This window comes from Lysobacter daejeonensis GH1-9, from assembly GCF_000768355.1.
In the GTDB taxonomy this organism is placed as follows: domain Bacteria; phylum Pseudomonadota; class Gammaproteobacteria; order Xanthomonadales; family Xanthomonadaceae; genus Aerolutibacter; species Aerolutibacter daejeonensis.
Genome location: NZ_AVPU01000003.1, coordinates 1 through 22834, shown reverse-complemented (window position 1 = coordinate 22834; position 22834 = coordinate 1). Strand labels below are relative to the sequence as shown.

At 65.7% G+C, this 22834-nt stretch carries 24 protein-coding genes; 12 read left to right on the top strand and 12 right to left on the bottom strand.

Annotation, left to right across the window (positions count from 1 at the left end; genetic code table 11):
* The 4 genes from N800_RS02360 (at position 1) to N800_RS02345 (ending at position 3613) form a co-directional block, all read left to right on the top strand.
* Complete coding sequence (locus tag N800_RS02360; RefSeq protein ID WP_036134392.1) at positions 1-735, top strand: SDR family oxidoreductase; 735 nt, start codon at positions 1-3, stop codon at positions 733-735.
* Entirely contained in the window at positions 729-2174 is a 1446-nt protein-coding gene (locus tag N800_RS02355) for an efflux transporter outer membrane subunit (protein ID WP_036134390.1), read from the top strand. Before N800_RS02360 ends, N800_RS02355 begins: the two co-directional genes overlap by 7 nt.
* Before the next feature lie 137 nt (positions 2175-2311).
* A complete protein-coding gene (locus tag N800_RS02350) occupies positions 2312-2638 on the top strand; it encodes an RcnB family protein (protein WP_052107828.1) in 327 nt (108 codons plus the stop codon).
* Positions 2639-2941: 303 nt separating this feature from the next.
* Complete coding sequence (locus N800_RS02345) at positions 2942-3613, top strand: class I SAM-dependent methyltransferase (RefSeq protein WP_036134388.1); 672 nt, start codon at positions 2942-2944, stop codon at positions 3611-3613.
* 45 nt (positions 3614-3658) lie between these two features.
* Here the strand turns inward: N800_RS02345 and N800_RS02340 are convergent, their stop codons facing one another.
* Both N800_RS02340 and N800_RS02335 read right to left on the bottom strand, forming a co-directional pair.
* The gene (locus tag N800_RS02340) at positions 3659-5260 is read right to left on the bottom strand and encodes a hypothetical protein (protein ID WP_036134385.1); all 1602 of its coding nucleotides are present in this window, start codon (positions 5258-5260) and stop codon (positions 3659-3661) included.
* A gap of 261 nt (positions 5261-5521) precedes the next feature.
* Positions 5522-6265: an SDR family oxidoreductase gene (locus N800_RS02335; RefSeq protein ID WP_036134383.1), complete on the bottom strand. Its 744-nt coding sequence runs from the start codon at positions 6263-6265 to the stop codon at positions 5522-5524.
* Between the two features lie 96 nt (positions 6266-6361).
* Between N800_RS02335 and N800_RS02330 the strand changes: the two genes are divergently transcribed.
* A complete protein-coding gene (locus tag N800_RS02330; protein WP_036134381.1) occupies positions 6362-7276 on the top strand; it encodes an AraC family transcriptional regulator in 915 nt (304 codons plus the stop codon).
* On the opposite strand, the gene N800_RS02325 is transcribed toward N800_RS02330, so the two are convergent.
* Entirely contained in the window at positions 7273-8751 is a 1479-nt protein-coding gene (locus N800_RS02325) for a SulP family inorganic anion transporter (RefSeq protein ID WP_036134379.1), read from the bottom strand. The two genes, N800_RS02330 and N800_RS02325, sit on opposite strands and share 4 nt — an antisense overlap.
* Positions 8752-9061: 310 nt before the next feature.
* Positions 9062-9946 carry a LysR family transcriptional regulator gene (locus N800_RS02320; RefSeq protein WP_036134697.1) on the bottom strand — a complete coding sequence of 295 codons (885 nt, stop codon included), beginning with the start codon at positions 9944-9946 and terminating at the stop codon, positions 9062-9064.
* Positions 9947-10298: 352 nt separating this feature from the next.
* Between N800_RS02320 and N800_RS02315 the strand changes: the two genes are divergently transcribed.
* Together N800_RS02315 and N800_RS02310 are read left to right on the top strand one after the other, a co-directional pair.
* A complete protein-coding gene (locus N800_RS02315; RefSeq protein ID WP_036134378.1) occupies positions 10299-10811 on the top strand; it encodes a hypothetical protein in 513 nt (170 codons plus the stop codon).
* Positions 10808-11611, top strand: coding sequence for an SDR family NAD(P)-dependent oxidoreductase (locus N800_RS02310; RefSeq protein WP_036134376.1), 804 nt, complete (start codon positions 10808-10810; stop codon positions 11609-11611). The genes N800_RS02315 and N800_RS02310 overlap by 4 nt, the downstream gene beginning before the upstream one ends.
* Positions 11612-11622: 11 nt before the next feature.
* Here N800_RS02310 and N800_RS15155 read toward each other — a convergent pair whose 3' ends face one another.
* Together N800_RS15155 and N800_RS02300 are read right to left on the bottom strand one after the other, a co-directional pair.
* A complete protein-coding gene (locus N800_RS15155; RefSeq protein WP_156962839.1) occupies positions 11623-12168 on the bottom strand; it encodes a hypothetical protein in 546 nt (181 codons plus the stop codon).
* A complete protein-coding gene (locus N800_RS02300) occupies positions 12165-12368 on the bottom strand; it encodes a hypothetical protein (protein WP_036134374.1) in 204 nt (67 codons plus the stop codon). Before N800_RS02300 ends, N800_RS15155 begins: the two co-directional genes overlap by 4 nt.
* A 237-nt stretch (positions 12369-12605) precedes the next feature.
* Between N800_RS02300 and N800_RS02295 the strand changes: the two genes are divergently transcribed.
* From N800_RS02295 to N800_RS15150, 3 genes are read left to right on the top strand one after another with little or no spacing between them, the layout of a single operon-like run.
* Positions 12606-13673, top strand: coding sequence for a L,D-transpeptidase (locus N800_RS02295; protein ID WP_232227519.1), 1068 nt, complete (start codon positions 12606-12608; stop codon positions 13671-13673).
* 32 nt (positions 13674-13705) lie between these two features.
* Positions 13706-14497, top strand: coding sequence for a hypothetical protein (locus tag N800_RS02290; RefSeq protein WP_084087102.1), 792 nt, complete (start codon positions 13706-13708; stop codon positions 14495-14497).
* 38 nt (positions 14498-14535) lie between these two features.
* The gene (locus N800_RS15150; RefSeq protein WP_156962838.1) at positions 14536-15183 is read left to right on the top strand and encodes a hypothetical protein; all 648 of its coding nucleotides are present in this window, start codon (positions 14536-14538) and stop codon (positions 15181-15183) included.
* Positions 15184-15209: 26 nt separating this feature from the next.
* Here N800_RS15150 and N800_RS02280 read toward each other — a convergent pair whose 3' ends face one another.
* Together N800_RS02280 and N800_RS02275 are read right to left on the bottom strand one after the other, a co-directional pair.
* Positions 15210-15617 carry a hypothetical protein gene (locus tag N800_RS02280; protein WP_036134371.1) on the bottom strand — a complete coding sequence of 136 codons (408 nt, stop codon included), beginning with the start codon at positions 15615-15617 and terminating at the stop codon, positions 15210-15212.
* The gene (locus tag N800_RS02275) at positions 15614-15892 is read right to left on the bottom strand and encodes a hypothetical protein (protein WP_036134370.1); all 279 of its coding nucleotides are present in this window, start codon (positions 15890-15892) and stop codon (positions 15614-15616) included. Before N800_RS02275 ends, N800_RS02280 begins: the two co-directional genes overlap by 4 nt.
* 306 nt (positions 15893-16198) lie before the next feature.
* On the opposite strand from N800_RS02275, the gene N800_RS02270 reads away from it, so the two are divergent.
* Positions 16199-16915, top strand: a complete 717-nt coding sequence (locus tag N800_RS02270) for a hypothetical protein (RefSeq protein ID WP_198032446.1) — start codon at positions 16199-16201, stop codon at positions 16913-16915.
* A gap of 198 nt (positions 16916-17113) precedes the next feature.
* On the top strand, positions 17114-18079 hold the full coding sequence (locus N800_RS02265) for a tetratricopeptide repeat protein (protein ID WP_036134369.1): 966 nt from the start codon (positions 17114-17116) through the stop codon (positions 18077-18079).
* Between the two features lie 29 nt (positions 18080-18108).
* Here the strand turns inward: N800_RS02265 and N800_RS02260 are convergent, their stop codons facing one another.
* From N800_RS02260 to N800_RS02240, 4 genes are all read right to left on the bottom strand, one after another.
* Positions 18109-18786: a L,D-transpeptidase gene (locus N800_RS02260; protein ID WP_036134368.1), complete on the bottom strand. Its 678-nt coding sequence runs from the start codon at positions 18784-18786 to the stop codon at positions 18109-18111.
* A 132-nt stretch (positions 18787-18918) separates the two neighbouring features.
* Complete coding sequence (locus tag N800_RS02255) at positions 18919-19188, bottom strand: hypothetical protein (RefSeq protein WP_036134367.1); 270 nt, start codon at positions 19186-19188, stop codon at positions 18919-18921.
* 384 nt (positions 19189-19572) lie between these two features.
* Positions 19573-20688: a hypothetical protein gene (locus N800_RS02245; protein ID WP_036134365.1), complete on the bottom strand. Its 1116-nt coding sequence runs from the start codon at positions 20686-20688 to the stop codon at positions 19573-19575.
* Positions 20689-21138: 450 nt separating this feature from the next.
* Positions 21139-22041, bottom strand: coding sequence for a hypothetical protein (locus N800_RS02240; protein ID WP_156962837.1), 903 nt, complete (start codon positions 22039-22041; stop codon positions 21139-21141).
* Positions 22042-22834 lie beyond the last annotated feature (793 nt).

Sequence of the window (22834 nt, the reverse complement as noted above, 5' to 3'; positions counted from 1 at the left end):
ATGACCACACAAGACAAGATCGCCCTCGTCACCGGCGCCACCCGCGGCATCGGCCTGGAGACCGTGCGCCAGCTCGCCGAAACCGGCGTGCACGTGCTGCTCGCCGGACGCGATCGCGGCAAGGCCGTCGACGCCGCGCTGAAACTGCAGTCGCAGGGCCTTCCGGTCGAGGCCATCGGTCTCGACGTCACCGATGCGGACAGCATCGCCTCCGCAGTGCAGCAGGTGGAGGCACGGCATGGCCGGCTCGACATCCTGATCAACAACGCCGGCATCCTGCTCGACGACCCGGCGCAGAAAGTGTCGGGCCAGTCGCAGCAGACCTGGCGCAAGACCTTCGACACCAACGTGTTCGGCGTGATCGCGACCACCCAGGCCTTCCTGCCGCTGCTGCACAAGTCCGCGGCCGGCCGCATCGTCAACGTGTCCAGCATCCTTGGCTCGAATGCGCTGCACAGCGATCCGGCGTCGTTCATCTACGACTTCAAGGTGCCGGCCTACAACGTCTCCAAGAGCGCGGTGAACGCATGGACGGTGCAACTGGCGTATGAACTGAAGGACAGCACCATCAAGGTCAACACCATCCACCCCGGCTACGTGCAGACCGACATGAACGGCGGCGAGGGCGAGATCAGCGTGCCCGAGGGCGCGCGCACCAGCGTCAGGCTCGCGCTGATCGACGAAGACGGCCCCAACGGCGGCTACTACTACCGCGACGAGGTGCTGCCGTGGTGAGGCGACTGGCGTTCACCGCACTCGCCACCGCCTTGCTGTCTGCGTGCGCGGTGGGGCCTGACTTCGTGAAGCCGGACATGCCGGCATCGGCGACCTTCGCCCGGGCGCCGGCCACGGAGGCATCGGTGGCGCCAGCCGCCGCCGATGCGCCGTTCTGGGACGCGTTCGGCGACCCCACCCTGTCGGCACTGGTCGCCGATGCGCTGCGCGCGAACCACGACCTGCGCATCGCGCTTGCCAACCACGACCAGGCCACGGCCCTGCTGCGCGGCGCGCGTTTCGACCGGCTACCCACGATCACCGCGGACGGCCAGGCCGCCGACACGCGCAGCAGTGCCGACCAGCTTCCCGGCGTGGCACGCGATGACCGCGACGCGCGCAGCTACCAGGCCGGCATCGCCGCCAGTTGGGAACTCGACCTGTTCGGCCGGATCCGGCGCAGCGTCGAGGCGGGCACGGCCGACGCCGAGGCCAGCGCCGCCGACCTGCGCGCCGCGCAAGTCGTGGTGGCCGGCGACGTGGCCGCGGCCTATGTCGAACTGCGCGGCCTGCAGGAACGCCTGCGCGTGGCCCGCGAGAACCGCGACAACCAGCAACGCACGCTCGACCTGGTGCAGGCGCGGCTGGACGCCGGCGGCGCCAGCGACTTCGACGGCGCACGCGCACGCGCGCAACTGGAAGCCACGTCCGCGCGCATTCCCGCCCTGGAAGCGGCGGAAGCGGTGGCGATGCACCGGATCGCGGTCCTCACCGGGCGCACGCCGGATGCGCTGATCGCCACGCTCTCGCAGCCGGCGCCGCTGCCCGTGCTGCCTGCGCGGATCGAACCCGGCACCCCGGCCGACGTGCTGCGGCACCGCCCGGACGTGGCCGCAGCTGAGGCGCGCCTGCACGCCGCCACCGCGCGCATAGGCATTGCCACAGCGGACCTGTTCCCGCGCATCACCCTGGGCGGCCTGCTGGGCACTCAGGCAAGCGCAGCAGGCGCCTTGTTCGAGCGCGACAGCCAGACCCGCCTGGTCGCGCTCGGCATCGACTGGTCCTTCCTCGACGTAGGCCGCGTCCGCGCACGGATCGCCGGTGCCGACGCAGCCGGTGACGCGGCGTTGGCGCACTACCAGCAATCGGTCCTGCGTGCGCTGCAGGACACCGAAGACGCGCTGGTCCGACTGGATCGCGCGCGCCGGGAGGATGAGCACCTGCAACGCGCCGCGACGGACAGCGCACGGGCCGCGGACCTGGCACGCGTGCGTTTCGACGCGGGTGCGACCAGCCTGTTCGAGATGCTCGACGTCGAGCGGTCACGGCTGCAGGCGGAAGACGCCTTCGCCGATGGGCGCTCACGCAGCGCGCTCAACGCCATCGCCCTCTACAAGGCGCTGGCCGGAGGTTGGCCGCAGTCCCCGCCGGCGCGCGAATCCATTGCGGATCGACGCTGATCCAGCGCAAAACTAAAGGCCGGATGAAGGACGTCAAGGAGGAACAGCGACGCCCGTCAATGTTTGTTCACTGCGACCGGGACAAACGCGGGCAGCATCATAGGATCGCAACGCCAACCGAAAACTTTGGGGAACCCATGAAACGCCTGCTGTTCGCCGTACTGTTCGGCTTCGTCTTCCTGTCGCCGATGGCGGCCACCGCCAAGAACAAGCACCACGACCGTCATCATCACGATCACGATCACGATCACGATGACGACGACCGATATGATCGCCATCGGCACCGGCACGATTATCGTCGCGGCGTTGTTTACGTCGAAAAGCGCATCTATGTCGATGATTACCGCCACTATGACCTGGCTCCGCCGCCCCGTGGACACCGCTGGGTGCGCAGCCCGGACGGCAAGTACGTCCTGATCGCCGTGGCGACGGGCGTCATCGCCGACATCCTGCTGCACCACTGAGGCGCAGGTTACCGAAGCTCCGAAATGGCCCCGTTCGCGGGGCCATTTGTTTTTCCGGTCGCAAATGGCCGTCCATCGGTGACTCCGTCCGGCAAGAAGCGGACTTCATGGGGTCCAGGCAGGTGCCGGCCCGAACTTGATCGGTTGCTGTTGCGACAGCGACTTCTTCACATCCGGCGGATAATTCCGTGTAGGCTGGGATCGCAGCAGCGCTGCATTCGCGCGTTTCTTTCGACTCCGTCGCCGGCTTCGCCTCCCTTCACGCGTCATTGCCCGTTCTCCGGGCACGTCAAGGGAGCGCCAGTGCCCGGCTATTCCACCCGCCAGCTGAGCGTGACCATCGGTGGTCATGAGTGGCGCTTGCGCGTCCTCAGCGACCTGCAGCAGTTCGCCGATCCCGACGGCCATGGCGAACGCCTCGGCATTTCATCCGCGCAGTGGAGCCTGTTCGGCCAGGTGTGGCCGTCCGGCCATTCATTGGCGCAGGCGATGCACCGCGCGACATTCAACGGCGAGCGCGTCCTGGAACTGGGCTGTGGCATCGGCCTCGCCAGCCTGGTGCTGCAGCAACGCGGCGTGGACGTCGTGGCAAGCGACATCCATCCGCTCGCCGAACCGTTCCTCGCCTACAACGCCGCACTCAATGCGCTGCCCGCGGTGCACTACCGGCAGCTGCGCTGGGATGTTCCGCTCCCTTCGCTGGGCCACTTCGACATCATCATCGCCAGCGACGTGCTCTACGAATCCGCGCATGCGGAGCTGGTCAGCGGCGTGATCCAGCGGCATGCGCGCGACACCGCACAGGTATGGGTCGTCGATCCGGGCCGCGGCAACAGCGGGCGTTTCAGTCGCCTGATGGCGTCGCAGGGCTATACCGCCGACTCCCTGCGTTCGCCCACGAACGACGACGACCTGCCTCCTTACAGCGGCCGGCTGCTGCGCTACCGCCGCGGCGAAGCCGGACGCCCCGCGTGACGGCGCCCGGCCCGGCGCAGCGGCCCGCTGCCGACGCAACCGGCCTCAGTTACCCGAGAACTCGACTTCCCACTTGCCCTCGCGCATCGCCAACACGCTGGCATCCGGCGTGATGCAGAAGGTCGGATAGTCGGGAGACACGCGCATCAGCCTGCACTGGAACGGTGCCTCCCCCGAACGGGCCCAGTCCTTCGTCGCGGGTGAGTAGCTGTAGGTTTCCCAATTGCTGCTGAATGCGCCCATGTTGAGGCGACTCGCCCAGCCCTTGTCGAGGCCGTCCATCTGCACGTCGAAGATGATGTAGGGCGGGCGACCGATCGCGGCCCAGGTAGCGCCCTTGTCGGACGAGACGTACACCTTCGAGAACGCACCCTGGCTCCACAGCGCCGTGATGACCCCGCTGGCGACGTCGACGCGATGGGAGGAGATGCGCTCTCCGGGCGTGATCGTTGACCACTGTCCGCCGGCGATGTCCAAGCGCTGCAGGCCGTTGCCGGCCATCACGTAATACTGGCCGTCGACGAGCTGGCCGCGAGCGCCCAGCCAACCGATCTGGTCCTTCGGCGCGATGACAAACTCCTTCGACACGACCAGATCGCGCAGGTCGGCGCCGTTGCCGGTGTAGACGCGCATGCGGATCGAGGGCGTGCCCTTCGCTGCGGCGATCAGGCCGCCCCCGCGTGGCGCGTCCGGATCGTCAAAGCCCTGGGTGGTGGTCACCACCCACGTGCCGCCTGCGTGGTCGATATCGACAACGGCCTCGTTTCGCGCAAAGGCCTTCAGTTCCGTCCACGTGGCACCCGCGTCGCGGCTCTCGCGCACGCGGCCGTCGTCGCTGCCACTGAGCAGGCGGCCCTCGTCCGCTTCAACCGAGAGGATCTGCCGCAACGTGTCGATGCCGACGCTGCTCCACTCCCCGCCCGGCGTGCGCTTGCGCAACTGGCCCAGGTCCGCCGGGAACAGCAGCGTGCCGTCGGACAGGCGCGCGGGCTCGTCCTGCAGCGGTACCGTGACGGCGCGGGCCAGGCGCACGAACTCCGCGGGGTCGCGCGCCTGCTTCAACGCCTCGCGCGTCGACGGTTTGTTGACCTTGCGGTCATAGGCCATCAAAAGGTCGGCGACCAGCCCCAGCCCCGTGCCGCCCTGGTTGGTGTTGATCGGCGGCTGCACCTGTGCGATGCCGGCGGTGATGGGCGCGGGGTCCGTCAACAGCGAAGCGAACGACTGCGTGGCCGCGTGCAATGCGCCCGCGTGTTCCTCATGGACCAACGGCACCAGCACGGTCGCATAGCCACCCACGTCGAACGCGGCCAGGTCCCCCAGGTCCGTGACCCGTCCCGCCTGCACCTCAAACTCCGGCCCCTCATTCCAGTTCAGCAGGCCCCACTGCGCCACCTTGTAGCGCCCCGCCGGCAACCACTTGCCGAAGGCCTGCGCGTTGCCTACAGAATGCGCCGTCGCCGACGTGTCCAGCCGCTGCGGCTTGCCCTTCCCCACGGGCTTCACCGTCAGCACCTGACCACCGCCCTTGGGGAAGGCGACATGCACATAGCCGTGCGTCGCTGCCAGCTGATCGGGTAACTGGGGCTGCTCCTTGGCGGCAACGGGGAGGCTCAGCAGGAGGCTGGTCAGCAGGAGTTGGCGCATCGATTCAGGTCCTTCAACGTGGAATGTCGGGTGGGACATGTTTTGCGCACAGCGACACACCACCTGGGTACGGTGGAATGACGTAGACGCTTGCGATGCCCCCTGGTGCACGACCTGAGTCGGTGGTCGGCGGCGGTCATTGTAATAACGCTTCGGTCGGCGGCGCCCCTACGCGAAGGGGACATGGCCCATCCAGGCAGTTGCCGACTCCATGCAAGGGGGCCCAGACCCCATCACCGCCCTCAACCGAGCACCACGGCCCTAGCGGGGCCCCGCCAATGCGACCGCATCGACACCCGCCGCAAAATGCAGCCGATCGGTCCTGTCCGTTGCGGCCCGGAGAATGGCGTCTGCAACATCCTGCGGATACGTGATCGCCTCGGGTTGGGCGAACGCTTCGAAGATCGGGCCAGCAAACCCGGCGTAGCTGTCTGGTATCAGGCCGTTCATGCGCTCCGCACCGTTTTCGGCAAAGCGCGTCGACGGCGCATAGCCCGGTTCGACCAGCTTGACGCGCACACCGAAGTACCCCAACTCGTGAGCCAGGGAGCCGGTGAACCCATCGATCGCGGTCTTGCTTGCGGTATAGGCCGCCGCCAGCGGCATGCTGGCCAGCGTCGTGCTCGATGTGACATTGACGATGACGCCGGAACGGCGTTCACGCATCTGGGGAATCACCGCCTGGCACATCGCCATCGTCCCCAGGGTATTAGTCCGGAAGACCTCCCGAACGGTCGCCATGGGTGTCGCCTCGAATGCCCCCACCACGCCGATACCGGCGTTGTTCACCAGGACATCAATCGGCCCGGCATCACGTACAGCTGCAGCGACGCTGTCCGGGTCAGTGACGTCGAGCCGCAGGACCCGGATCCGCTCGGACACTGGAAGGATGTCCGGTTGCGGCGTGCGCATGCTGGCGATCACGCTCCAGCCCTGCCGATGGAAGTGACGGGCGGTTTCCAAGCCATAGCCGGACGAGCAGCCGGTGATCAGGACGGTTTTCATTGCGTAACTCCTTGGTTGAGGGTGGAGTTACGGTATGGCACGATTGCAGGACTCTCTATAACGTAAAGTCCGATATTCATTCGCAATCATCCAAAAATGTCCGACCCGCTTACCGAACTGATCACCCTGCTGAGACCCGCAGAGATCCGCGCCAAGGGGATCAGCGGCACGGGCGCCTGGGGTGTTCGCTACACGGCCTACGGGCATCCCGGATTCTGCGTGGTGACCGAAGGCGCCTGTCTCCTGCAAGTCGAAGGTACAGACCCGATCCGCCTTGAAGCGGGCGATTTCGTGTTCCTGCCAACGACCCCGGCCTTTGTCCTTTCTGGTTTCGAGCCGGTGGATCCCCACCCGATCGATCCGATAGCGGCATCGCAGCGAACGAACGATCTGCACTACGGGCCGGAGGAAGGTAAACCGGATGCCCGCATGTTGGGCGGGTACTTCGAGTTCGGCTCTCCCGATGTCAGCCTGCTCGCGCAGTTCCTCCCCAAAGTCGTCCATGTACGTGGCCTGGTGCGCCTGGATGCACTGGTCCGCCTCATCCGCGAAGAAGCGGCGCAGTCACTCCCCGGGCGCGAGCTCATCCTGGCGCGTTTGGTGGAGGTCCTGTTGATCGAGGCGTTGCGTGCAGCGCCCGCGGACGACGCACCGCCCGGCCTGATGCGCGGATTGGCGGATGAAAGGCTCGCGACGTCAATTCGGGCAATGCACCGGGATCCGGCGCGAGCGTGGACGGTTGAACAACTGGCCAACGTCGCGGCGCTTTCGCGCTCAGCGTATTTCCAGCGCTTCACGCATTCGCTGGGCCTGCCGCCGATGGAATACCTGCTGACGTGGCGAATGGCGATTGCCAAGGATCTGATTGCCCGCGAGCGCCTGCCGATGGAGCAGGTCGCCGCGCGCATAGGCTACTCGTCCGCCAGCGCCTTCAGCACCGCTTTCCGCCGCCATGTCGGTCGCTCACCGCGAGGTTATGCGCGGGAGAGCTCTTTATCCCCTACTCGCTAATGCCCCGCCGCCAAGCTCGCGTCCTGGTCGCGGTGCGTAGCCAACCTCTCGACCAGCGACTCACTGGCCTGGTTCAGGCCGATCACCTCGACCTCGGCACCATGCCTGCGCAGCTTGATTACTACGCGGTCGAGCGCGGCCACCGCACTGGTGTCCCAGAAGTGCGCGTGGGTGAGGTCGATCAGCACCCGCTTGGTCGCGTGCAGGTAGTCGAAACTGTTGCTGAACTGCACCGCGCTGGCGAAGAACACCTCGCCGTGCACGGTGTACACGCGCGTGCCATCGCTGCGGTCCTCGTCGTCGACGCGCAACATGACGCTGACCCGGCGCGAGAACGACAGCGCGGTCAGCAGCACGCCGACCAGCACGCCCTTGGCAAGGTCGTGGGTGGCGACGGTTACGATCACGGTGCCGATCATGATCAGGTTGGCGCTCTTCGGGTGCGACTTCAGTTCGAGCACGCTCTTCCAGTGGAAGGTGCCGATGCTGACCATGATCATCACCGCTACCAATGCCGCCATCGGGATCTTCGACACCCACTCGCTGGCGTAGACGACCAGCAGCAGCAAGACCACGCCGGCGATGAAGCAGGACAGCCGCCCGCGGCCGCCGGAAGAAATGTTGATCATCGACTGCCCGATCATCGCGCAGCCGGCCATGCCACCGAAGAAACCGGCGACGATGTTGCCGGCGCCCTGGCCGGCGCATTCGCGCTGGCGATTGGTTGGCGTGTCGGTGGCGTCCTCGACGATCTGCGCCGTCATCAGCGACTCCAGCAGGCCGACCACGGCCAGCGTGGCCGAAACCGGCAGCAGGATCTGCAACGTTTCCATCGTCAGCGGAATGTCGGGCAGCAGGAACACCGGGAGACTGTCGGGCAGCTGGCCCATGTCGCCGACGGTGCGGATGTCGATGCCGAAGCTGATGCAGACGCCGGTCAGCACCACGATCGCCACCAGCGGCGAAGGCACCGCGCGGGTCAGCAGCGGCAGCAGGTAGATGATCGCGAGGCCCGCCGCGCACACCGCGTACACCGCCCACGGCACGCCGACCAGCTCCGGCAGCTGCGCAAGGAAGATCAGGATAGCCAACGCGTTGACGAAGCCGATCACCACCGAGCGTGACACGAAGCGCATCAGCGTGTTCAGGCGCAGCGCCGCCGCGATGATCTGCAACACACCGGCAAGGATGGTAGCGGCAAGCAAGTACTGCAGGCCGTAGTCCTTGACCAAGTCGACCATCACCAGCGCCATCGCCCCGGTCGCCGCCGAGATCATGCCCGGCCGGCCGCCGGCGATAGCGGTGACCACGGCGATGCAGAACGAAGCGTACAGGCCGACCTTGGGGTCGACACCGGCGATCAGCGAGAAGGCGATCGCCTCGGGAATCAAGGCCAGCGCCACCAGAACACCCGAGAGGATGTCGCCGCGCACATTGCCGAACCACTGCTCGCGCAGCGAATAGATGACGGACATGGATGGCTCCTGCACGCCGATTGCGGCGCGCGTTGCAGATGGAAAAAAACGTAAACGGACCCGTCGGCCGCGATGGACAGCGGCGCGTGCGAACTGCGGCTACGGGTCAGGGCGGCGTCATCGCATCGGGCGGCGGCGGCGAGGGTCGCTATTGTAGGGCTGTGCAGAGGAGCGCTCAAATCGGGTGGTGCCGTGGCTGGGCTGCGGTGGACCAAGGTGCCCAGGCTCGCCCAAGTTCGCGAACCTCCCGCATGCCAGATGGTTGATCAGGTTCTCGCACTGCTGCCCGGCCACCGGCAGGCCGTGCACGTCAGATTGTCGAATCCCCGCGCAGTGCGGCTGCGTGGCTTTCAAAAAGACGGACCATCCAGTCCGCCACCGTTCGGAACCGCGTGACGTGGCCCGCATCGCGATGACTCAGCAGCCAAAGCTCGCGATGGATGACGGGTTGTGGCTCCAGCCGCTGGAGTCCGGCACTGTCAGCCGCGATACAGGGCAGCAGTGCAATTCCCACGCCCTCCTGGCAGGCACGAAGAATCATCGACACACTGCTCAGGCGCGTCGGCGGCCTGCGTAGCTCCAGCCGGTCCAACCATTGCATTTCCGGCATGCGCGAAAGCTCCAGCGGATACGCAAGCCACGGTGCATCGGCCCATTCTTCACGCGGGAGCCCCGCGAACGACGGTGCACCATACACCGCCAGCCCCAAGTCGCCGACCTTGCGCATGCGCAGCGCGGCATCCTCGTTGGGCCGACTGAGGCGTATGGCGAGATCGGCCTCGTGCCGGGTAAAGGACAAGTCGCGATTGTCGCCTATCAGATTGATCTGCAGCCCCGGGTACTGTGCGAGCAGCGGGGGCAGGTACCGCAAGATCCAGTGGCTGAAGAGCACATCGATCGCGGTGATGCTGACGACGCCGGAGACACCCTCCCCCTCCGCGCGCGTATCCACCAGCATGGTCTGGACGCGGTCCAGCACCGACTCTGCATGCGCCAGGAAGACGCGTCCGGCGTCGGTAGCCTGGTAGCCGGTCGGCTCGCGGATGAACAAGCGCACGCCCAAGGCTTTCTCCGCGGCGGCCACGCGACGGCTCACCGTCGAGGCATCCAGACCAAGGATGCGCCCGGCCTGGCTCATGCTTCCCGTATCGGCAAGCTTGAGCAGCAACGGAATGTCGTTCCAATCGAAGCTCACGGCGGACGGTCTCCGGTCGCGGACTTCCGGCTGAGCCGGGCGCTTGTATGAAAGCACACGGCCATGGAAACACATAGCGCAACAAGCGTGCCAGCCGGCGTTGCAAGGATGCATCGCGTGTTTGCAGGCATGGGCGTTTTCGCGGCGACCCCACGGGGGTAAAAATCACTTCGTCAACAGGACCTGAAAAGTTCGACGTACCCACGCTCATCGTCCACGGCTATCCGGGCGCGCCGCATGGCATCACCGACACGCACAAGGAAATGCTCAACGCCGACCTTCTGGACTTCCTGAAGTCCCGAGGGCCGCCATTCACAGACCTTCACAGGTCTCCCGGCTTACGAGTAATCCCATGCTCTCGACACTCAACCTCAGCGTCTTCGGCACCTTCCACACCCTGCTCGCCCTGGTGGCCGTAGCCGCGGGCATCATCGACCTCTCCCGCCGTGGCGAGATCGGTAGCGGGACGCGCCCCGGGCTGACCTACATACTGTTCACCGCGGCCACCGCCATTACCGGGCTCTTCATCTTCCGCCACGGTGGTTTCGGAGCGCCGCACATGCTTGCCATAGCGACACTGGCAGTGCTGGCCGTCGCCTGGGCCGCGGAAAGGCGCGCGCGAGCGGCGACCGGGCTTTCGCGCTACGTCGCGGTGCTCGGCTATTCGCTGACCCTGTTCTTCCACCTGATCCCCGGACTCACCGAGACGGGCACGCGCGTCCCCTTGGGCAGCCCCGCTTTCAGCGGCCCGGAGGATCCGATGCTCAAGGCATTGGTCGGTGCGGGCTTTCTCGTCTATCTGGCCGGTGCGGCGGTGCAGGCCGCACGCATTCGCCGCACACGTCGCGAGGTAGCGCCGGCATGAACATCCAGACCCGACCCAAGGCACTCGTCACGGGCGCCTCCTCTGGAATTGGCGCGGTCTACGCCGACCGGCTTGCGCGCCTTGGCCACGACGTGGTGCTGGTTGCGCGGGATGAGGAGCGCATGCAGGCACTGGCGGAACGCCTTCAGCGCGACCCCGGAACCTCGGCGGAGGTGCTGCGCGCCGACCTGCTCGACCCGGCCGACCTGCAGCGGGTCGAAGCGCGCCTGCTCGACGACCACGCCATCACGATGCTGGTCAACAACGCAGGCGTCGCCGGCCTCGGCCCATTCGATTCCGCCGACCCGCTCACGCTCGAGGCCATCGTCTCGCTCAACGTCATGGCCGTGACGCGGCTCGCCGCCGCGGCGGCGAAGGGCTTCGTTGCACGCGGCGGCGGCACCATCGTCAACATCGGCTCGGTCACCGCCCTGATGCCAGAAAGCTTCGAGCCCGTGTATGTGGCCACCAAGGCCTACGTGTTGGCGCTGAGCCAGTCGCTGCACGAGCAATTGGGTCCGCGCGGCATCCGCGTCCAGGCCGTGCTGCCGGGGATGACCCGCACGGAGATCTGGGAGCGCTCCGGCGTCGATCCACAAACGCTGCCGCCCGACATGGTGATGGAGGCCAGCGAACTGGTGGACGCTGCGCTGGCCGGGTTGGACATGGGCGAGTCGGTCACGATTCCATCGCTGCCCGACGTGGACGAGTGGGAATACTTCAACGACAAGCGGCGCAAGCTTGCCCCGTTGCTGTCGCGCAAGCATGCCGCCGAGCGCTACCGGCTCGCTCCAGGCTGATCCCCACGGCCTTACAAGAATTCCGTGGGGATGGGATGCGCCGGCGACTCGGACATCCACATCACGCTACTGATCCACCAGCGGCGGCCGTCAAAGTAGGCCTCGATGCTGTTCAGCCCTTTGAATCGCTCGACGCTGCCGTCGGCCACCACCTCCCCCTCGTACACCGAATCAACGTGGGCGATGTTTCCGTACTGCTTGGTCTTCCGCGACACCTCCCATTCCTTGAACCCGCCAGCCACGAGCGGTTCGGTCGCGTCCACGTATTGCTGATGCGTCCAGATCTGGGTTTTCACCTTGCCCGACGCATCGGTTGACGTGGCAATGAACCGCACCCATGGCACGTACAGCGTCCTGTCCCGGTCCCATTGCCTGTCGTCGTCCGGCGCGGTGTTGACGACTTCATAGAACGCCCGCATCAGGCCGTCGAGCGTACTGACGTCGGCGGGCCTTGCTGGCACCTCTTTCACTGCAACGGTTTGCGCCGGGCTTGCGTGGGACCAGGACAACGCGGCGGCGAGCACCAACACTTTCAACGTCGATGTCACGTGTTTCACTGGAACTCCTTTCGGGCGATCAGGTCTGGGGAGGGCGGGAGTTTCAGCTGACCTTGCGGCGCCGCCGAAGGCCATCGGTGCGGAGCCGGATCAGCGGTCGACTTGCGCCGGTTCACCGGCACTTCGCCCGCCTGCGCCACGGTCGCGCACGTCAGCGCAAGCGACAGCACGCAACCATTCATCCATCGCGACTTGCTCATCCGTGCATCCTCCGTGAATTCGATGCAGGGACTGTATCGATGGGGGGTGAGATCCGGATAGGCCACTAACCGGCCTTTACCGTTGTCGCAGTGCCGTGATAGCGACGATGTCGCTATGCTCCATCCGCCCGCACGACCCCAACAGCTCCTGGATGGTGACGATGGCCGCTAGTGCCGCGGGATTTCGTCTTCTGGCACGAGTGACCTGCCCCAGAGGGGCACCCACGGAGCCTAACCGTGCACCGATATCGCAGCGCCCGATCCGCATGGATGGCCGGCGTTCTGGCCGTCGTCATTGCCGCCGCACAGGCCTCTGTTCCGTTCTGGGGCGCCAAGACCTCCAGTCCGGCGGACACGCCCCCAGCACAACTCAAGGCCGGCCAGTGGTTCTGGGGGGGCGACGACAAGACGCTCGGGCCCATCGCCGTGGTGGTCAGCCTGACCGAACAGCGCGGTTACGTGTGCCGCAATGGGGTGCTTATCGGTTTCACCACCGTCAGCACGGGAAAGCCCGGGCACGAGACTCCGACCGGCGTCTTCCATATTTCCCAGAAGGACAAGGACCACCATTCGAGCAAGTACAACAACGCGCCCATGCCGTACCAGCAGCGGCTGACCCAGGACGGCGTCGCCCTCCATGCCGGCGGGCTGCCCGGGTATCCCGAATCCCACGGCTGCGTGCACTTGCCCAGCGAGTTCGCGCGCCTTCTGTTCGGTGCCAGCAACATGGGCATGACCGTGGTGGTGGCGGAGGAAGGCAAGGCACCCGCGGCGATGGTGCATCCGACCGCGCTCATCCCGATCGATCCCGTGACGGGAGGGCAGGCGGTCATGCCGACGCTCGATGATGGCCAGCCCTTCCGCTGGCAGCCGGAGCAATCGCCCGATGGCTCCATCTCCATGGTCATCAGCACTACCGACCAGCGGATCGTGGTCCTGCGCAACGGCATCGAGATCGGCCGCGCCCGCATCCATGTGCGCGATCCGCACAGGCGGTCCGGCACCCATGCCTATGTCGCCAGCACCGAGTACATGGGCGGCGAAGTCCCGGGTTATCCGGGCCTGAAGATGCCGAAGTGGACCGTCATCGGCATCCCGGGCCATGGCGATGAGCAGGGCACCGTGCTGGATGCCGACGCCATCCATGATCTGGTGATGCCGCACGAGTTCGCGCGGCAACTGGCGCCGCTCATCGTGCCGGGAACCGTGGTGGTCGCCACCGACCAACGCATGCTGCCCCACTCCACCGGCCGGGTGCAGGCCGTGATCGATACCCTGCCTCCGACCGCCACCGCTGCACGCTGATCCCAACCTTCCCATTCCTCGAGGAGTCCGTCGTGAGCCGATTCGCCCTGCCTTTCGTTGCCGTCCTGAGCGTGTCGATTGCCGCAGGCCTGGCCGCCCCACCGGCGCATGCCCAGCGTGCCAGCCAGATGTCCGACCTCGTGGGTGCCAAGGCCGGCCAGGCGGAAGGCAGCATCATCGATCGAGGCTACGTCTATATCACCGGCCATAGCGGCAGCAATTCGAAGCACAGTTATTACTGGAATGCGAGGAGCAAGAACTGCCTCCACGTCGAGACCCGGGATGGACGCTATTCCTCGGTGACCGATGGCACGCCCGCCGACTGCAACCAGGCTGCCAAGAGCAGCAACGGTGCCGCCGCCGCGATCATCGGGGCCGTGGTGCTGGGTGCCGTGCTGGCGCACAAGTCCAGCCACCACGACAACGGCGCGCATTACGCCAATACCGCGGACGAAGAACAGTACGAACGTGGCTTCTACGACGGCCAGCAGAACCACAGCTACCACAACTACGATCGTTCCGATTCCTACGCGTCGGGCTACCAGGCAGGCGTGGACCAGCGCAACCGTGATTCCGGCTACCACAGTGGCCGCGGTGGCTACGCGCAGGCCCAGCGCATCAGTGACCTGCAGGGATCGGATTCGATCTCCGCGATCGACGCGATGTCGTCGCGCGGCTTCGCGAACGTGGACAGCTTCGATTCCGGCAACACCCAGTACGGCATCTTCTGGAACAGGAATACGCGCCAGTGCGTGCAGATGACGATGGCCGATGGCCAGGTGTATGCCATCCAGACCCTCGATTCCCATCCGAAGTGCCGCTGACGGATCGCGCGCCCCACGCCCATCACGAGGAGGAGCCCGTGTCCCGTGTTCCATTGACGCTCCTGGCGCTTGCCCTGGTCGCATGCACCCCGCGCCAGCCCCCGGCGGCCGAGTCGCCGGCGCCTGCATCCGCTTCCGTGGAAACCGCGAGTGCAACGGCCACCCCGGCCCCGCAGCCAGTGCAACCGATGCTGCCGCCGATGGCCGATGGCGAGACCGACGACCCCAACGCGATCCCCCCGGTCGCGCTGGAGCCGATCCGGGCGGACCTCGGCAAGGACATGGGCGAAGTCCATTATTTCGGGCGGACGGTTGACCTGGGCGGTGACGGCCGCTCCGAAGCGGTAGTTCAGGTGGCGGGCCCGAATGTCTGCGGGACGGGTGGCTGCACGACCTACGTGTTGGCCCAGGACGACACCGGCAAATGGTCGATCGTGAGCACGCTCAGCGTGACCCAAGCCCCCATCGCCGCGACGACCACGCGCACCCATGGTTGGCGTGACCTGCTGGTGGCGGTCGGTGGTGGCGGAGGCGAATCGGGATTCGCGAACGTCACCTTCGACGGCAAGGCCTATGCGTCTAACCCCACCACGGTACCGCGCCCGCTGGCGAAGTCCCTCCCGCCGGATGCGGAGATCCTGGTGCCGCGCTTCGACAGCCTGGCCGAAGGTCCGCTGTTGCCCTGACCGGACCCTGTCGCTGCGTGCGCGTTCTACGGATCGCGCGCGCAGCCGAGCGCCGGCTGGCCCCGGTCCACCGTCACCCGCGCCGTGTAGGGGAGCCACGCTCCCGACGTCGCGTCCTGGCACAAACGCGGCGTCACCCTGACCTCCACCCTCCCGAGCGCGTCCGTCGCGACGACGTTCCGGCCATCGAACAGGACATCGTTCGATTCCAGCGCCAATTCACGCGTGCCCTGCGGGCCGAGCAGCATCACGCGCTTGCCCGCGATGCTCACCTTCCAATCGGGCGAATGGATGACGGCCACGAAGTCCGGCGCCATGTCGGCCGGCGCGTCGAGCGGCGGCGACTGCGCAGGCTCCGACACGACGCCGCTGGCGCAGCCGGCCAGCGCGACAACGCACGCGAGGCGTACGCTGACCCGCCATGCAGACGTCATGACGTCCGGTTCGCTGGATGGCCGCGCCGGGCAAGCGCGACGAGGGACCAGATGAGCCCCAGCACCAGCACGGGATAGAAGAGGAGCAAGTCGACCCGGATGTTCGCATCGGGTGTCGCCACCTGCACCGCCACCTCGTAGGCCGCATAGGCAAGCCATGCGACGCCCACCCATTTCGCCACCCGCACGCCGCGCCGGCGTCCCGCAAGGAAGAGGGTGACGCCCACCGCGGCGGCGACCACGGCAACCAGCGTGAAAAGCACGATCGGAGTCATGGGACACCTGCACGGTTGGCATGTTGATGCCCGAGGCGTTCCCGCCCTCGCGGCCCGGTTCCCGTATGCGCGCGTCGCGGGGTGAAGTCAAGGCAGGCGTGTGCCTCGCGCAGAAGCGCCGACCCGGCGCGACGTGTCGAAATCAGCCCGTCGGTCGTCCCGGGCAATGGGCTGCGGCGCCGGGTGTAGCATCGCCGTGTCGGCCCGGCCGCGGCTCGATCCCGCGAACCTGTCTACGCGACACGGTTTGCCGCATACACGCATCACCCAGCCCGCATCCTCGTGTCCTGTCACCGGAGACGCCGCATGAACGCCATGATCCCCGCCTTGCTGTGCGTTGGCCTGCTGAGCGCCTGCCAACGTGTCGAACCAACCGCGACCGACGCCGCACCGCAGCCCGCGCCCCCCGCGTCCGCCACGAATGCCACGCCCGCTGCGGCCCCCGCGCTGTCCGCGATCCCCGCCTCGCTGGCGCCGTTCGGGAACGGGTACCCGACGGCGGGCTCGCCCTGCCTCAGGCTCGGCGAGAGCGAGGCAACCTTGCAATGGCTGGACGACAGCGCCGACCTGGTCGGCTGCCCCGATGCCGCGTCGGCCGCAGCGCTCGGCGGCAAGGTCGTCGCCACCATCGAGGGGGCCACCGTGGTCTCCGTCCCCCGCGCAGTTCCTCCCGCCTCCCAGCCGGTGGAAGGGACGACAGACGCGCTGGTGCCCGGCACCGCGTTCCATGCCACCACTTCGCTACCGTGCTCGGCGGACGGCGGCAGGACGATGGCCACCTGCGAGGCAGGCGTGATACGGGCACAGGCCCCCGACCAGTTCACCACCGTGGAGATCACCCGGCCCGATGGCCGCAAGCGGGTGATTTCGTTCCGCGCCACCACCGCGATCGGTGCCGATGGCAGCCAGGCCGATGGCGCCTCGGGATACACCTTCAAGGCGACGCGCAGCAGCGACAACACCATCATCGATTACGGCCCTGAGCACTACGTCATCACGGATGCATTGATCGTCGGCGGCTAGCAGGCAGCGATGCGATGCCCATGGCACCGCGTCAGGCGCTGGAACCGTCCACGCTGTTCCTGCGGCGCCCGGTCTCGGCCTGGCTGCTGCTGTCTGCGGTCGGCGCCATCGCGCAGGGGCTGGCCCTCCACCGGCGCGGCGCTCCCCTGAGCAACCGGACTCCCCTATCCTTCGGCACGTCCCCTCTCGAAGCCTCACATGACCCCGAGCCCAGAAACGTCCGCTGCGCAGTCCTTGGAAAAGGACGCCTATCAGGCATTCGACCGTGGCGACCTGCAGGAAGCGTCCCGGCTCTTCGGCAAGCTGGTGGAACAGGAACCGACCACCGCCCACTTCCACTACATGCTTGGCCTGAGCCACAAGTACCAGCTGGACTGGCAGGAGTCGTTGCACCACAACCTGCGCTCGCAGCAGTTGGACGAGGAGTTCGACGAGTCGTCCGCGTGGAATGCCGGCATCGCGGCCACCGCGCTGGGCGACTGGGCGGAAGCACGGCGACAGTGGACCCAGTGCGGTATCGGGATTCCGGAAGGCGAAGGTCCCATCGAGGGCGACTTCGGGCTGGTCAGCATCCGCCTCAACCCGTGGGCCGAGGGTGAGACGGTGTTCGCACGGCGCATCGACGTGGTACGGGCCCGGTTACTGAATGTGCCGCTGCCAGAGAGCGGGCACCGGCTGTTCGACATCGTGCTGCACGATGGAGCCAAGACCGGCGAGCGCCGGATCGAAGGCGGCGTCGTGCCAGTGTTCAACGGCCTCGCGCGGCTGGCGCCGTCCGACTACCGCACTTATGTGGCTTTCGTCCGCTGCGACTCGCCTGCCGATATCGAAGATCTCAGGAATGCCACGCTACCCGGCATCGGCTACACGGAGGATTGGACCGGTTCCATTTCCCACTACTGCCTGCGCTGTAGCTACGGCACTCCGCATCGTCACGACGATGAGGCCACCGAATCGCTGGACTGGGAAAGCGAGCGCAACCTGGGCATCGGGTCGCAGAGCAAGGCCGCGGTGAGCCGCCTGCTCAAGGAATGGGTGTCGCGCGGGCCCGGTCGCCACCTCGACGGTATCGAGAGCCCGGACCATGAACCACCGAAGGTGGAACATGGATTCACATGGTGGCGGGGGCCGGACGAGGATGCAGCAGACGAGTTGGATGCCTAGCTGCTGACGCGCCTCGCATTGCCAACCAACTATTTGCGCGCGCGCCCTGCGCGTCTCCAACCCTTGCGTTTCGTAGTCGTGCGACTTTGCGCGAACTCCGGGAAGGTCTCCGCTATCGACGCCTCATCCGGCAAGACGTAGAACACCCCGCCCCGCTCGAACGTCGGACGGATGACCTGCTCGTAAAACTCGGGCGAGACGTTGATGCAGCCATGCGTGACGCGGTTGTCGTCCGGCGAAGGCGATGCAAGGCGTTCGGCGCGTTTCTCGGCCGGGACGTTAGCGGTGGGGTGGATGGAGACCGCTGAATCGTAGTCCACCCACAGCACGCGCCCAGCGTCGATTGACGGACCGAAACCGCCCACAAAACGACCCGCAGGCGTCGTGCGATCCCTGCCCGGAATCTCGCGAAGCGCGAGGCCGGCGATGCCGGGGGCCGAATGATCGCCGACCGCCGAGCCAAAGAGCCCAGGTGCCGCACCACGAAGCCGGCCGTCGCCACCGAACACCAGGATCTGTGCGGCGGCCTTGTCGATGACCGCAAACGGATAGCCTTGGCTGTCCTTGGCGGCGACAACCCAGCCTGCAAGTTCAATCACCGTGCTGGAAACATCCTGGTCTTGCGGCAGCTGGTCGACCGCGGCGGCCGGTTGCGCGGCGGCGTCCTCGGCGTTGGCCACGCCGATGCTCGCGAATGCCAGCGCCAGCGCCAGCGCGCCATAAGCGGCCCGGATCGCAGGGTGTATGCACGTATTGATGGGGTAGTTCCCTGGAACGATGACTCAGTAGTGAAAACCCCGGTGGCCCGCAAAGGCCACCGGGTCATGCTTCAAGAGCGATTAACCGCGCGGCACGCGGGTCGGCGCCGACTCGAGCGACTGGACGCGGCTTTCCATCTGATCCAGGCGCTGGTTGGCCTGCTGCGCCGACTGATTGGCGGCGTCGGCGCTCTGGGCCGCGCTCTGCACCTTCGCGTCGAGCTGATCCAAGCGCGAGTTGATCCCGGCAAACTCGTCCTTGTAGGTGGCGCACGCGGAAAGGCCTACGGTGGCGACGATAGCCACGCCGAGCGTACGCGCCATCACGAGATGCTGCTTGGTCAAAAACATGCCAACTCTCCTTTGTTTGTGGTGCCGGGAATATAACGGCGTTTTTGCCTAAGTCATGACCTGAGCTTCAGCTGAGGTTGGGATAGGCATAAAAGCTGTGAAGCGTGTCTCATCCAAAAGCACTACTTCATCGCGCGAAAACTGCTACTTCACGCATCCGCGGCGAAAAGATGCGGGGTTATCTCACCTCAGGTGTTGTGGCCTCGATGACCTTGATGGCCTCGTCAGCCCCGCGTTGTTGCTCGCGCATTTCCGCCTCAGTGACCGTGCTAGCGGACGCACCTTTCGCGCAGTGATCGATGTAGGTGCCCGCGAAGTGGTCCAGTCTCGGCAGGGGAACGCCGGCGTTTGCCGGCGTCCCCAGGGCTCTGTGCAGCGGCGTTGTCAGATTGGGCCGCATTCGGCGTTGATCTGAGCGAAAAGCTGCCTCGCCATCTGCCGAGCAGCGGCATCCGCTTCACTCGGTAGTGGTTTCAAATTGATGCCCTCGTAGCCGCCGACGTAAGCCGCCCCCCCTATGTCATCGTCGTAGGGCGAGCCGTCCTCATTGATAGCCTCGTACCGGTCCTGACTCAGATCGTCGTCCAGCAGTCGAGACAGGTGCATCCACACCCAAGCCTGCTCGCCTTGCTCACCATATCCGAGGATTAGCTCGCGCATTGCGCCGATGTCGCCTTCCTGAGCTGCGACCGTCAGCCAAAAACGTACCTTCTCTATATCGTCATGCTCGGCAGCAATCTCAGCCATGGCCATCGGATCCATTTCATCCGAGGGCGCCTGCTCCAGAACCGCCGGATCGCCGTAGCGTTGGGCCGTTTCCATGAGCGCGCGAATGTTTCCGCCCCGCGCAGCGGCCAGCAGGTGATGGCGGTGCTTGTCGTACACGCGCAGTCCGTTGGCCTCAATCTCTGCAAAGCTCACGAACGGGCTTGTCCACGTGCCCTCGCGCATTACTTGCCTCCTCATCCGTTCTTCTTCGTCGCCAAACAGCATCGCCTCGGCCTCCAGCAGCTTCGCGATGGCCAAGTGCGCAGCCGACACCCCTCGCTCGGCCGCCTGTTCCAAGCCTTCTCGAAGTACCCGTTGGTGTTCAATGTCGCGACCCGAAGCCGTGTACCTGGGCTCGACTACATGCCAAACCCATTCGAGCCAGTCGGGGTCATCGTCATACCCCTCAATCGCCGCGATCAGGGCGTCGAACCGCACCGGCGCGTGGCCGGCGTCCCGCAGAAAAAACGGCAGCACCTCGACGATTTGCTCACCCTCGTCCGCTGGAAGGCCGAGATCTTGGCAGCGGGCTCTGATTGCGCTGAGGTCGGGATCGATACCGGTGACGCTAAACGGCATGTCGCACCAGGTCGCGTCGTGCTGGAACGCGGCGTGGGTGGAATAGCCCACCGCGGCTGCTAGCAGTTCGTGGACGTGGCTGCGCTTGAGTGAGGCGACACCGCGTGCCCGGAGGAACGCGTGTGCGCGGTAGGCCTGTTCTTTGATAGTCATGACTCGTCCTCGATGGCCAAGCCGATCCGGGTCAGGCGCACACGTTTAACTCCCCGGCAGCCGGGCCAGAAGTCGAATCAGAAATGGAGATCAGACCTGTTTTTGCTCGTGTGCAAGCAGGGCGGGCGCCGCGGCCAGTCTATCCCTAGTCAAGCATCGAATCCAACCGGTGCAGTTCACTGTCGACCGGCCAAGAGGATTGGCCAGGCTGGACGGGCTACGGGCCTCGCACACAAGATTTCTGACACCCGCTGCGACAGGGCCCCCGGCCCAACGAGGCAGTCGCTGACCCCATGTGATGGGGTCCCACACCCCATCGAGGCAGTCGCCGCCCCCATGTGATGGGGTCGCGGACCCCATCCACCCCCTCCCGCCCCAAAAGAGAAGCCGCCCACAGGCGGCTTTGAGGTTCAGCGTGCCGGCGTCGGCCCACCGGGGCCGGCTCTGGCGTCAGCGCCGGGCGGCGGCGGGTGCGGGTGGAAACGGCCCCCCCGCAGATATCCGCTTGATCCCCTCCCAAGTCACAAAAGCAGGACCGGCCTTCCCCATTACCCCACACCCCCGGTCGCCGCATTTGACGACGAGGGCTGTCGCCCCCCCTCCGTGATCATCCAGTTCCGCGAACTGATGCTCAGGGTTGAATTCCCCCCTAGCAACTGCGCTCATCGCCCTATTCTTCGCGTCCAGCCCCTCCAATTCGCCGATCTTGGAACCAGCCAATGCGGGCAATATCGACAAAAGAACCAAGTAACCGAATCCCGCGACTATTACGAGGGGTAATGAAGCGACAAAGTAGCCAGCAAAGAACGCAGGCACCACCCTTTGACGAAGTAGGGTAAACCGATCTGCATGCAACTTGTCTCCAGCGAACCTCAACATCCGTCGAAGAAGCGTGGTGGTCGTCCTAATGATGGCGCCTGAGAGCCACATCCAAATATAGGCAAGAAGGAAGCAGAGCGCGATTAGCGCGATGTATCCCGGCAAAAGAAGATCAGAATCGGGAACCACCATCCTGATGAGTCGAGTCGCGCCTTGCAGCATTCCAATGTAAGCACCAAGCAACGCCTCTTCGATTGAAATGGCGAAAGCTTCGACAGGAAGACCGTGCGCCTTGATCCAAGCTTCAATATAGGATCGCCCAAACACGTACGCGACCGGCACAAGAAGTGCCGACAGGAGCACCGTCAGGCGAACGCGTTTCGAACCGTTTGCAACCACGCCCCCCTGAGTGGACGAGCCGCTCTTCGCGTCCATTTTCGACGGATCTTCCAAACTGTTCGACGACCTGTCAGCTTCAACAACCGCATGCCCCCCTTCTGGCCGGTCGCTCACCGCACTATCAGTTCGTTGCACGTCATCACCTCCGTTTGATTGCCCGTTGTGAGTTTAACCTCGTGACGGAAAGCCCCCCGGCTTCCTCGGCGTTTCCATAGTTCGCGGGTGGCCATGCGGCACCGCAATCGCGGTGGGTCCGACGTCCCCCCCCTTCGCCTAGCCTGTATGGCCCGCCGCGTAGTGATTGGCTCCGGCAACCGGATGCACCCATCGCCCCCACCCCAAGCCCCCAAAAGAAAAGCCGCCCGAAGGCGGCTTTGGGGTTCAGCCAGCCGGCGTCGGCCCGCCGGAGCCGGAGCCGGCTCAGGCACGATGTGCGGGTGCGTCTGCAGCGCCCGCAGGATGCCACGGGCGAAGACCTCGTTCTTGGCGCCAAACCCATGCAGCTAGCGAAGCTCACCCGGCTGCAGCTTGGCCAGCCGTAAACGTCCCCCGGTCCCGCAACCACCGAAATTTTCAAGGCCTGTTCACTTGAGGCCCTGCGTTGTAAGCAATTGAAGTCGCTCAACTAAAAGGGATTAGCGAAATGAATGTCTTTTGGCGTTTCATTGCAGCGGCGTGTTCCCTTACCTGCAGCCAAGCAGCGCTGGCACAGGGTGTATGCAGCAAGTTTCCTGAGCTGTGCGCAACGGCCCCACCACCGGAGACATGGCACGAATGTCACAAGGTGGTCTACCGAGCACTGGGCAGTCGCATATCAATGGCCGCCGGAGTTGCCTTGATGAATCCGCAGGGCCAAACCACCAGTTTTGTCGAAACATGGCTAGAAAAGCACCCATACACGGATGAGTCGTATCGGTTGATCGGGTTC